At 43.0% G+C, this 12,118-nt stretch carries 8 protein-coding genes; 4 read left to right on the forward strand and 4 right to left on the reverse strand.

What is annotated here, in order from left to right; translation table 11 throughout:
• Nucleotides 1–3: 3 nt before the first annotated feature.
• From C4F40_RS10930 to C4F40_RS10945, 4 genes are all read left to right on the forward strand, one after another.
• A complete protein-coding gene (locus C4F40_RS10930; protein ID WP_231390022.1) occupies nucleotides 4–1,551 on the forward strand; it encodes a beta-N-acetylhexosaminidase in 1,548 nt (515 codons plus the stop codon).
• 10 nt (nucleotides 1,552–1,561) lie between these two features.
• Nucleotides 1,562–4,114: a family 20 glycosylhydrolase gene (locus tag C4F40_RS10935; RefSeq protein WP_196939442.1), complete on the forward strand. Its 2,553-nt coding sequence runs from the start codon at nucleotides 1,562–1,564 to the stop codon at nucleotides 4,112–4,114.
• A 13-nt stretch (nucleotides 4,115–4,127) separates the two neighbouring features.
• Nucleotides 4,128–5,444 carry a sugar MFS transporter gene (locus C4F40_RS10940; protein WP_196939443.1) on the forward strand — a complete coding sequence of 439 codons (1,317 nt, stop codon included), beginning with the start codon at nucleotides 4,128–4,130 and terminating at the stop codon, nucleotides 5,442–5,444.
• A 339-nt stretch (nucleotides 5,445–5,783) separates the two neighbouring features.
• Nucleotides 5,784–6,395 (forward strand): RNA polymerase sigma-70 factor, encoded by a 612-nt coding sequence (locus C4F40_RS10945; protein ID WP_196939444.1) that lies wholly within the window; start codon nucleotides 5,784–5,786, stop codon nucleotides 6,393–6,395.
• Nucleotides 6,396–6,417: 22 nt separating this feature from the next.
• On the opposite strand, the gene C4F40_RS10950 is transcribed toward C4F40_RS10945, so the two are convergent.
• Genes C4F40_RS10950 through C4F40_RS10965 form a run of 4 tightly spaced genes read right to left on the reverse strand, consistent with a single transcriptional unit; the run spans nucleotide 6,418 to nucleotide 12,105 of the window.
• Complete coding sequence (locus C4F40_RS10950; protein ID WP_196939445.1) at nucleotides 6,418–7,230, reverse strand: sialate O-acetylesterase; 813 nt, start codon at nucleotides 7,228–7,230, stop codon at nucleotides 6,418–6,420.
• Nucleotides 7,231–7,237: 7 nt separating this feature from the next.
• Nucleotides 7,238–8,716, reverse strand: coding sequence for a metallophosphoesterase family protein (locus C4F40_RS10955; protein ID WP_196939446.1), 1,479 nt, complete (start codon nucleotides 8,714–8,716; stop codon nucleotides 7,238–7,240).
• 39 nt (nucleotides 8,717–8,755) lie between these two features.
• Nucleotides 8,756–10,114: a DUF4959 domain-containing protein gene (locus C4F40_RS10960; RefSeq protein WP_196939447.1), complete on the reverse strand. Its 1,359-nt coding sequence runs from the start codon at nucleotides 10,112–10,114 to the stop codon at nucleotides 8,756–8,758.
• Nucleotides 10,115–10,134: 20 nt separating this feature from the next.
• Entirely contained in the window at nucleotides 10,135–12,105 is a 1,971-nt protein-coding gene (locus C4F40_RS10965; protein WP_196939448.1) for a RagB/SusD family nutrient uptake outer membrane protein, read from the reverse strand.
• Between the last annotated feature and the right edge of the window lie 13 nt (nucleotides 12,106–12,118).

The following is a 12,118-nucleotide window of genomic DNA, read 5'->3' on the forward strand; positions in this document are numbered from 1 at the left end:
ATTATGATGAAAAAATATATAAGTCTACTGTTTGGAATTTGGTTGTTGTTTATTTCGACTGCATTTGCTCAGCGCGATGTATCTCGGGATTTCAAAGTAAAAGGTTTTCATTTGGATCTCCGGATTCAGGTTATGAAGCTGCCGGCGTTAAAGGATTTTGCAAAAAAATTGAGGGACAACGGGCTGAATACCTTAGTGATGGAGTGGGAGGCTACCTATCCTTTTAAAGATCATCCACTGATACCAAATAGATATGCATATACAAGAGAAGAGGTCGTAGATTTTATTTCGTATTGTGATTCTTTGGGACTCGATGTGATTCCGCTACAACAGAGTTTTGGTCATGTTGAATATATCCTTCGGCATTACCGGTACAAAGATCTACGGGAAGATCAGAAAGATTATTCCCAGGTCAATCCACTTCGAGAAGAATTAAACAAGGAGCTGTTTACGAGTCTGTATAAAGATTTGATCACTACGCATACCTCAGATTATATTCATATCGGCGGAGACGAAACCTATTTATTGGGGCATTCTGCCGAATCAAAGAAAAAAGTCGAAGCTGTGGGCAAAGGCCGATTGTATGGTGATTACATCAAACTGTTATGTGATATTGTGGTCAGTCTCGGCAAACGTCCCGTACTATGGGCAGATATTGCGTTAAAATATCCAGACGCGTTGGATGGCTTGCCCAAGGAGACTGTTTTTGTGGACTGGAATTACGGGTGGGATATCAATATGTTCGGCAAACACGACAACTTATTGAACAGTGGTTTTGAAATATGGGGTGCGCCGTCAATCAGAAGCCATCCCGACAATTACTTTTTAACACAGTGGGAGAAGCATTTTAACAACATACGGGATTTTGTTCCGCTGGCCCGAGGATTTGGCTATCAGGGCATGGTCATGACCTCTTGGTCGACGTCGGGACTGTATTCGCCTGTATGGGAATCGACTCGTGATATAGTAGACTTGTATACGGTCCGTCGTGTATATCCGATTTCAGGATTCAATATGTTGATCGAAGCTTACTTTAAGAGCGTTAATAACAGCGCGGCATTAGATGTTCATTCTTTTGTGACCACATATGCTAAAGAGCAATATGGTTTTGACGGCAAGCAAGCTACACGATTCTGGGAAGCTTTGCGCGCTATACCGTATGAAATCAATCAGGGCAAAATAAGCAACGAAAATTTCGAAATCAGCGCTTTTTTAGATAGTGCACAATTTGTTTCAAAAGCGTTTCATGAGCTAAAACCACGGAAGAACGTAGAAGAATTTGAGCATTACCGGTTGATGGCGGATATTCGTCTGCAATATTTGACGTACATGTCTATTGAATTAAGGACAAACGAACCAGGCTTTCAGCAAAAGGATATTCCATCGGTATTAGCAGAGCTGAAAGCTATTGATACCGCTGCATTGGACCGGCGATTCGCCGCGTTAAACAAGTACTTGTTACACGATGCCGAAATAGCGCAAGAAAACGAACTGCGAAACAGTAAAATCAGCGTTCTCTACGAACGACTTGCTCGACATACAAAACATTAAGATATACACGATGATAAAAGCGATATGTTCAAGCCTATGTGCTTTCGTATTATTTGCGTCGCAAGTAAATGGCGCATCACCACAAGATACCTTACAAATAGATGTGAGCTGGTTGCCGATTGAAAACAACTATGCCGGTAAAGAGCAGGCACTTTCTGTATTGACGTTTAAAAATAATGGCCAGGTAGCTTTGCCTAAAACCGGCTGGCGGCTGTATTTTAACTTTATACGAATTGCGACAGCCAAAAACGAGCAAAATCTGCTGGATATTAACCATGTTAATGGTGATCTATTCTATTTTACGCCCTCCAAAGACTTCGAAGGACTAAAGCCAGGAGAAGAAATTAGCTATGAGCTGGTTTCCCATTCGTGGTTAGTCAACCGTTCGGATGCGCCACAGGGATTTTATGTCGTTTGGGATGACAAGCGAATCCAGCCTTTGGCACCCGTGCAAATTCTTGCTCCAGCAAATGAAAAAAAATTCTACCGGATAGCGAATGACAAAGAAGAAACATCGGCGTCTTTATTTGCGCAGAATCAAATGATCCATGGTGAAACCAAGGTAACTTCTGCGAGGATCTTTCCGACACCTCAGGTTTACGAAGAGAAAGCCGGTGAATTTGAGATCAATCATTCCACAAAAATAGTCGGCGATGAAGCGTTTTCGAAGGAAGTCAACCTGTTGAAAGAAGATATTTTTAATTTAACAGGAGTTGATCTGCCAGTCGGTGCGGGCACTAAAAATATCATACAATTTAAAAAAGAAGCCGGACTGTCTGTCGAGGGTTATCGTTTGGATATAAATCCAAATGGGATCTGGATTTTCGCCAGCGAAGCAGCAGGAGCCTTTTACGCTATTCAATCGTTGAAGACACTCATTGACCCCCAGTATTTCGCCTCTTCGAATAATAAATCCATTCCGTTGCCCGCTATCACCGTTGCAGATGAACCCCGATTTGGCAGAAGGGCACTGATGCTGGATGTAGCACGAAATTTTCAACCCAAAGCACAGATACTTAAAGTGTTGGATATGATGGGATTATATAAGCTTAATACCTTGCATTTTCATCTGAATGATGATGAAGGTTGGCGCTTGGAAATTTCGAGTTTTCCAGAGCTAACAGCAATCGGCAGTCAGCGGGGGCATATCTTTGGCGAAGAGCACACTAGTCTCCCACCCTCGTATGGTTCAGGGCCATTTGTAGGCCAAAACTCCGGATCGGGTTATTATACTAAAGCAGATTTTATGGAAATACTGCAATACGCGACAGCGCGACATATTCGTGTCATTCCCGAAATCGAAACACCGGGCCATGCCCGTGCTGCAATCAAAGCGATGGAGGCTAGATATCATCGGTTGATGAAAGAAGGCAAAGCAGCCGAAGCCAAAAAGTATCTATTACGGGATTTCGACGATCAGTCTGTGTACCGGTCGGTTCAAAAATGGAATGATAATGTAATGGATGTTTCGATGCCCTCGGTATACGATTTTTTGGAGGTCGTAGTAGATGATGTTATCGCGCTCTATCAAGAGGCTGGCGCCCCCTTGGAGACCATTCACTTTGGTGGCGATGAAGTGCCGCAGGGAGTTTGGGAAAAATCACCGGCATTTGCCACGCTAAAAGCTACAAATTCGCAAATACAGCAGGCAGATCAATTGTGGGACTACTTTTTTGATAACGTTTATAACCTGTTGAAAGCTCGAAATCTAACCCTATTTGGTTGGGAGGAAGTAGGGATGCACAAGGTTCTTGATGAAAATGGAAGAAAAAAATGGATACCCAATGAACAGTTTAAAAACCGCAATATCCACCTTAATGTCTGGAATAACTTATCTGGAAACGAAGACTTGGCCTATCGGTTGGCGAATGCAGGGTATAAGGTGATGCTTTCTTTTGTGAGCAACTTTTATTTGGATATGGCATATTACAAAAGCTTCAACGAGCCTGGGTTTTATTGGGGAGGTCTCATTAATTTAGAGCGACCCTATAGCTTTATTCCGTTTGATTATTTAAAAAACCAACAACAGGATTGGCTGAGGCGACAACTGCGGCCTGAAGTATTGCAAAATGCGGAAAAATTAACCGCAGTCGGCCGGGAAAATATCATAGGAATTCAGGGCCTACTTTGGTCAGAGACCGTCAAAAATAAGGCACAGATGGAGTATCTGATTTTACCCCGCTTCTTTGCGCTGGCCGAAAAAGCATGGGCACAAGCTCCAAGTTGGGAAACCGAAACGGATGACGCTCTTTTCAAAAAGCAGTATACCGGAGACTTGAAAACTTTTTACCATACCTTGGGTAGTCGTGAATTGAAGCGTATGGATTATTATGCCGGAGGTTTCAATTACCGTATCCCGCGACCAGGTGTCAAATCGGTTGATGGAAAGCTATATGTAAATACCGAGCTGCCGGGTTTTAGCGTTCGATATACCGTAGACGGTTCAGAGCCTACTGTCCATAGTCCGCTGTATACACAGCCGATTGAATTTAAAGAAGATGTACGCTTTAGATCATTTAGTGATTTAGGCAGAGGGTCTGATGTCTCAACTATAAACAATTAACAACGGAAGAATAATGGCACAAGGTAAGACAGTATCCGTATCCTCACTCAGTAAAAGAGACACGATAATTTCCATTTCGATTATTGGGGGCTTATTTTTTATTTTTGGTTTTGTGACGTGGATCAATGCGATCTTGATACCTTATTTTAAGATCGCTTGCGAACTCAATCACTTTGAATCTTATCTTGTCGCTTTTGCCTTTTACATTGCTTATCTGGTTATGTCATTGCCTGCCGGCTATCTATTGAAAAAGATCGGATTTAAGAGGGGGATGATGGTGGGCTTTTTGATTATGTCCATAGGTGCTGGGCTGTTTGTTCCCGCGGGATTTTCCAGGGCATATCCGGTGTTTTTGACAGGGCTTTTTACCTTAGGTATAGGGTTGTCGATATTGCAGACGGCCGCTAATCCGTATATTACGATCCTGGGCGACAAAGAACGCGCAGCGCAGCGATTTAGTATTATGGGGATCTGTAACAAACTGGCCGGTATTATTGCACCATTACTGTTTGCTGCGGTTATTTTACGTTCGACCGATAATGCGCTATTCGAGCAGATAAATCTGATGGAAGGCCTTGTGAAAGAGCAGGCGTTGGACGCGCTTATTGCGCGTGTTATCGTACCTTACGCGGTCGTGGCGGTTGTGTTATTGTTACTAGGTCTCCTAGTGCGTTACTCACCTTTGCCCGAAATCGATACGGAGACTGAAGATGAGCAGATGGCAACCTCCAATGCAAATAAGAAAAGTATTCTTGATTTTCCACATTTAGTACTTGGTGCTATTGCGATTTTCTTTCATGTCGGTTCGCAGGTAATCGCTGTGGACAGCATCATCAACTACGTGGCTGAGACTGGTGTGCCTTTTTTGGAGGCCAAGGTTTTCCCCTCTTACACATTGACGGCTACGATTGTTGGTTATTTGTTGGGGATCGCATTTATTCCCAAAGTCATGAGCCAATTAACTGCATTACGAATATGTACCATTTCCGGGCTGTTGCTGAGCGTACTGGTCATATTGGTAGAAGGTAAGGTCGATTTATTCGGGCATTATACCGATGTATCGGTTTGGTTTATCGTGTTGTTGGGCTTTGCCAATTCCATGATCTGGGCGGGCGTATGGCCTTTAGCGTTGGACAATCTCGGACGTTTTATCAAAATAGGCGCTTCCCTACTGATCATGGGCTTGTGTGGAAATGCATTAATGCCTTTGATATATGGCTATTTGGCCGATACACATGGACTGAAAGAAGCCTACTGGGTATTGGTGCCCTGCTATGTATACCTAATATTTTATGCGTACTATGGCTTTAAACTAAAGAAGTGGAGGTAGATTATATTAATAATATACGGAGAGGAATCATTGGTTTCTAGGTTTACTCAAGCATTTGAAGAGTTAAACGCTATAGACGTCAACAGTAAATTGTAGTTGGTAACCACCGCGTACTTTGCAAATTTAAGATCTCAACTTAGACTTGCAAAGTACAATTTCGGATAATCTCAAACATCTTATCCATCCCGCTACCACCATGATCGCTTTCTCCGTGCGGTCTGTTAGTACTTTCTAATTCACAACTTAAAATAAGAAATCATTTTTTGGCTATTTTTTAAGACTAAATTAATGACTAATTAATATTGTAAAGATAACTTTAGCGATTAAAGATTAGTTACCATGTCGGAAAATGAAGAAGTATATTGGATTAATATTCGTGTGAGAGAAGGTGATCACCAGGCTTTTTTAGAGATCTACAATCGCTTCAACAAGACGCTGTATCATTTTGTCAAGAAGTTCATTCAAGATACGGACGTTATCGACGATACTATACACGATGCTTTCCTTAATCTTTGGAACGCAAGGCATCGGATCGAAGGAAATCATCCGATTGAAGGCTATCTATTCCGGATAACACGAAACCTAATTTTCAAACAGCTGAAATCCCAATTAAAGTCTGCTGAAGCAATGGTAGAGTTACGTTATTTTGAAGAAAAGAGGGCCGTACAACAATCTGTAGAGCAGTTAGTCATCCATGAAGAATACGAAGGCATCTATGAATTGGCAATTGATCGACTGCCACCGCAGCGCAAGAAAATATTTATTATGTCTCGAGAAAAGGGACTGAGTTATAAGGAAATCGCTCAATTTTTGGAGATCTCACCCAATACTGTCAAAGAGCATATGTCTTTAGCGATGAAATCGATACGGGATTATATTGCCAAAGACCATGATGTGATTCTGAAATTATTGATTTTCTTTCTTTTGTTTATGGACGTGACCAGGTCTTAATCACCGAACTCCCTCAGCTTACTTATTCAGTACGCTTCTTCAAATATTTCGACTTTTGGGCATACCGTTTGCCGAATTTCCGTTGAGAAATCGCGTCCAGATGCACGCCATCTTCCAGCGATGTTAGACCTTCTCCTGAAACCACATCGTAGTGCATAATAATTTGTTTTGCTTCATGAAAAGCCTGATTAATCATTGCTTCATTGTCTCTAAAATGCGGAACTTCACCCGCAATGAAAGGAACTTCAGGTGTCTGAAAATCATAACGTAAGGTAGCCACTAAAGCGACCAATTTTTCTTTATAAACCGATGCTTTTTTTGGTGATTGATCTGCTTCCCCTTGATGCCATAGAATGCCTTTCAATACGCCTTTTTGCAAGGCTTTCTGTGTTCTTTTCAGCGCATCGTCGTAGGGATACGAGTTCGTTTGATGCCAATAGACTCCCTGTTTCCATATATCAATACTAGAGCCCCCTGCAGCACAAGGGATCAACCCGATGACTATTTCCTTCTTGTTGCCAGCGAGCATCTCTCGAGCGAAAGCAAGACCAGGACCAACACCGGCAGCGGGTTTGTCAAAATGTATGGGTTCTTTGGCGATTTCCCAGTCACCCTCACTATTTAGTCTTAAAATACGAGGACTCCCAACGGTGTCCTGTGGCTCTACTATACCTCGGCCAGCCATATTTGACTGACCGATTAAGAGGTAAAGATGGAAATTTTCTTTCGCAACCGCTATTTCAACTTTTTCTCGCTCATGAGGTATTGCTGCGGTTTGTGCACATATTTCATCGGCCAAAGTACAGAAAAATAAAAAAGCTAGGAATTTTTGCATGTTGACATTATTGTTTTGTAATTTTTACTGATTTGCTACGCTGCGCATCCACATCCACGCGTACATCCAATACCGAGAATTCCGATGTTTCGATAACCTGATGAATACTTCCCTCTGACACCTTGTATTTCCCTTTCGCCATAACAAAGCGGACATTACAATTTGGCAAGTCTACTTCGAAATCATTGGTGATGAGCGCTTCATTAGACGTTTCTTCGCCTGTATTGTTCTTTTTGAAATCCAACGTCAGGTTCATAATCAAATCATCATAAGCTGCCGTAGGATTTTTACAGAACCTAAGCGGAGGGGAGTGCTGGAAAGTATCGCTATCAATCGTGAAAATACGGAAGAAACCCAGTGTTTTTTCCCAGTTGGCAATCTCGCCGCTTCTAACCACGACCCCCGGTCGTAGACTGAGCGTGGGCGTAGTGCCAACAAGCTCCTGATGTGGTCGATGGCTGTGCCCGTTGAGCAATATATTTATTTTATTGCGATCGACAAAAGCGGTATCTATTCGGTTATGCCTGTGCTGTGCCATGATGCGTAATTTGCCATGCCCCGCTGTGTTCAGAAAGCTATCTAACAACATCCCCTGTAATCCCGACATCGGCGCAAGATCAGGAACATCAGCAACAGGATCTCCCAAATAATCGTCTGAACCTATGATTCTGGTATCTAGATAGGAAAAACCGTACACCCGCTTCCCCATCAATCGATTCCATTGGGCCGCTTTAGCGGGATAATTATCTGGTTTTGGCCCGTAAAAATCATGGTTGCCAGGAATAGAAAAAACAGGAGCATTAAAACCGTAAATACCCGAAAATCCACCTGCTCCTTCAAAGTAATTCTTATATTTTTCCTCCGCCAGTGGCGGGTTGTCGAACCCCGAGCGAACCACTCCACCCCAACCCAGCGAATCGGCATCATAACGGGTATAATCATGAATAATATCACCAGTCACGATAATGTATTCGGGATGAATAATATTTGCTACTTCAATAAAGCGATCGAGTAATTCCAGTTCTTTCGCATAGCCGTTCTCGGGCGTTCCTATCCATTGCCGAGAGGTATGCGGATCGCTAATATGAATAAAGCGATGCGGATTACGAAACGCTTTCAGCACTTTCACGGATCGTTTTGAAATATTGGTTTCACCTCCACTCATTACGATCAGGTCATACAATTCCTCAGGAGTGCCTTTCGGAATAGTTACTCGGATCTGATTGCTGACGGTTGCCTTTGTAAACGTATCATATTCGAACCGCCCTATCCTGACTGTATCAACTTGCAAAACCACGCGATTGTACGGTCCTTTTAGCAGGATAGAATCGATCGGCATACCGGCGGTATTGTCGTATAGGATCTCGATTGTCTGTCCCGTTGCTAAGATCGCTGGACTAGCCCGCCAAGGATATACAATCTGGTTGGCATTGACCGAAGTGCATGCGCAGAGAATACTTAAAAATGCAAAAATAAAACGTCTCATTTTACTGTGGTTAATTTTCTTTAAATACAACATCTTTTATTAATCATAGGAACCCCAAAATTGCAATTCGCTCCATTGGATGTAAGGAACATTGTCCGTACTATTCTTTTTAAGTACAAACCGTATATAGCGAAACGCTTTGTCATTCTTGTCAGGGTCAATATCAAAGCCGAAACCATCCATCACGAAAGCGATATCCTCGGCACTTTCGACCTGTGGCGAATTATTAGGCGTTCCTGATGGAAATTCAACCGTACAATCAGCAAGTTTTTCCCAGTCGTTTTTCCACTCGTCCGTACCGCCGGCCTCAGGCCATGAGGTCCAATATTTTAGGTTATCCGCCTGACTTCCGTCGCCAATTTCAGTAACGGCTTTCGGATTATTGGTGCCCCAAACTTCAAATTCATACCATGCCCAAGCAGAATAAACCGGCGAACGCCCCCTGGTAAAATATTTAAACCTGCTATATTTGGCAGCTACTCCCATATCAATTGTCATATACGCAGGAAGCGTATACACCGATGAAATTGCTCCCGGAACAAATTGATTCATCGTGCCAGGTCTATAATAGAAATAGTTAGAATTATCCCACGTATTTCCATCGTAAAGATTCCGAACTTTTCCACGGTAGGCCGACTGAGAGCCTGCATTGGTTTGTAGGGGTTCTCCTCTGTATATATTGTTGCTGTAATCATACAGGTCCCATAGATATGTCGTGCCGACCATCCCTTGAATCTGTATTTCATATAAAGGCGTCAATACAGTGTCCAAAGGAGCTGCAATATGGTTCCATCGATCGCTCACCTCAAACGAAAAAGTTTGTTCAACAGCATCGAAATTTCTAAAGGTGTAACCACCGTTTTCTGCGCTTGAATAATGTCTTTCGAAGAGTACTTTATCGCCAGCGGAATCAGTTGTGTATAAGGATATAGCTACAGGTTTTTTTAAAGGGTTATTCCATAATGCACGCACTCCACTGAAGGCGGTCTGCGCTGTTAATGTTTCGCGTATTTCCACCACAGGTGGAGTTAGCGGGCGAATGGTCACAAGTACGGGCTTCGATAGGTTGTTGCTTTTGTCTGCCGCATATAGCTGGACAATATGCTCGTCGGTATCCGCATATCCGTCGAGTACTATAGAATCTTTGAACGCAGACGCATAAACTTCTAAGATTTCTTCACTTTCACTAAAATTGTAAACAGCTTTTGCCCCTAATAAGTCGCTGTCATGGGGTAGCGTATAGTAAAGGACCGCTCCGCCATTAATATTTTTTACCCGTACATTGGTAATTGTACCTGGGGGGACATTATCCATTGGATCCGCCCAATCCTGTACCTCAGTACAACCCCAAGAGAGAGCCAGCAGAAGTGCAGCTATAAATAACGATAACTTTTTCATGAGTATTTGTTTTCAATTTTTTAGTTCCAACCCAGATTTTGCACCAATTTCCTGTTAGTAAGCAATGTGCTTTGTTTGAGAGGCCACAGATAATCTTTTTTGCTATAGGTCAAAGGATATATTTCGGTTACCCGATAAAATTCTTCAGGCGTTTCTCCACGCACGTTCAAGCCCCGTACAGGACGGTTCATATATGTCTCTGCAAGTTTCCAGCGTTTTAGATCCCAAAAACGCGCACCTTCAAAGGCCAGTTCGTTCAGGCGTTCGCGTCGGATGATTTCTTGCATACCATCTTTAGTCGATGGTTTGTTGGCATCAATAGCATGATCGCGCCAGCTCTCTACAACATTAGTCAGCCCGGTGCGTGCTCTCACGAGATCTATATAATAATATACTTCATCTGTCGGTGAAGAAAGCGTTTCGTTTAGTGCTTCGGCATACATCAGGTAGAGGTCTGCCAACCTGATAATAGGGAAGGCATAGCGATGGGCGCTAAACGAGGCGTTATTATCGGGGACCGCCGAACGGAAATGGAGCCATTTTTTGCAGATATAACCTGTAGAAGGATAACGTTGCACCGGATTGCCACCCCCTCCCACTTTTCCAGCCAGTAGATCGGTTACCCACATATTGTTATCGGATGTAATTCTGCTGTTGCCATATAGTGTACCACCGTCAAACATGATTGATCCATAAAAACGAGATTCCCTGTCAAAATGCAGCTGGATGGTAGGATGATTCTCGCGGATATAATATTTGTCAGCTGCGGTAGCTGTTTTTATCTCCATCGGATCGACACCTATCCATGCTTTATCCTCTTCAATGGGAACCCCATTCTTGGTGTAAAATTGTTCAACAACCTGCAAGGTAGGTGCAAATGTCCTATTTAAACCTCCACCGTTTTGCGCTACAAAAAAGACAGGATGGCAGGCTCTCTGTAAAGCGAGTGTATTCGATTCGGAGCTCCCCCAAATAATTTCCTCATTCCATTGTTCGGTAGCAGCTCCCCTAACCTGCATGGCTAAAATGGTCTTTTCATTTAAAAGAGCAGCATTAGCAGGGTTTGTAAAGCTGAAATCATACAGCTTATGTCCCGCTTCATGTGCCACATCAATGGCCACTTTCAATGCGTCAGCCGCTTTCTGCCATTTTTCGTTGCTGTAGGCCTGCGGGAAAAGCGCTATATTGCGATCATCTACAATAGCGGAATAATCCGGGTTGCCATTAAATAAGGGGCTGGCAACCAATGTCAACACTTGGGCTTTGATCGCTAAAGCAATAGGCTTGGTCGGGCGCCCCAGTTCGTTGGTTTGGTCTTCTATCAACAGGGGTAAATCTTCTACAGCTTCATCTAGCAGTGATACAATGTATTCAGCTACCTCGTTGATCGGCTCACGATATCGTTGGGCTTCTTCTCCCTTTGCACTGAGTGGCAGATTTTCCTTGATCAAAGGAATGGGACCATACATGCGGAACAGCCAAAAATGATAATAGGCCTTGAGAAATTTGACCTCAGCGATCCAGCGCGTTCGCTCTTCGTCATATAGATCATAAGGTTTGTGGATGTTTTCTAGAAAAATATTACAATCGCTCAGTGCGGTGAATAGCGCTTTTCCACCATTCAAACTATAAGCGGTTTGATTTTGCTCGCTCGCCCAATAATTGGCCAACGGTGAATTGGTGCCCTGTGCACCTCTTGCAATATACCAAAGCCGTGGATTCATTCCATCAACAGGGTCTATATACCAGGTTTCGTCACCACCTAGCATCGCAGGATTGGAACCCGCATCAGCAAAATTGGGAAGAAAGCTGAAGCAGCCATATAAAAAGCGCTCTGCTTGGTAACGGGTTTTAAATGCATGATCAACGGTAGGGGTGTTATCGGGCACGACGTCCAGAAAATCCCCACATGATATCGTTGAAAAACACGATATACACAACAGATACATGAAAATTCTATTTTTAACTCCACTTATCACTATATATTTCATATTCATTGAGTTT

The organism is Sphingobacterium pedocola, from assembly GCF_015209965.1.
Taxonomy (GTDB): Bacteria; Bacteroidota; Bacteroidia; order Sphingobacteriales; family Sphingobacteriaceae; genus Sphingobacterium; species Sphingobacterium pedocola.

Coding starts and splice junctions, on each gene's coding strand:
- C4F40_RS10930 (WP_231390022.1), top strand. CDS start 4: ATGATGAAAAAATATATAAGTCTACTGTTTGGAATTTGGTTGTTGTTT.
- C4F40_RS10935 (WP_196939442.1), top strand. CDS start 1,562: ATGATAAAAGCGATATGTTCAAGCCTATGTGCTTTCGTATTATTTGCG.
- C4F40_RS10940 (WP_196939443.1), top strand. CDS start 4,128: ATGGCACAAGGTAAGACAGTATCCGTATCCTCACTCAGTAAAAGAGAC.
- C4F40_RS10945 (WP_196939444.1), top strand. CDS start 5,784: ATGTCGGAAAATGAAGAAGTATATTGGATTAATATTCGTGTGAGAGAA.
- C4F40_RS10950 (WP_196939445.1), bottom strand. CDS start 7,230: ATGCAAAAATTCCTAGCTTTTTTATTTTTCTGTACTTTGGCCGATGAA.
- C4F40_RS10955 (WP_196939446.1), bottom strand. CDS start 8,716: ATGAGACGTTTTATTTTTGCATTTTTAAGTATTCTCTGCGCATGCACT.
- C4F40_RS10960 (WP_196939447.1), bottom strand. CDS start 10,114: ATGAAAAAGTTATCGTTATTTATAGCTGCACTTCTGCTGGCTCTCTCT.
- C4F40_RS10965 (WP_196939448.1), bottom strand. CDS start 12,105: ATGAAATATATAGTGATAAGTGGAGTTAAAAATAGAATTTTCATGTAT.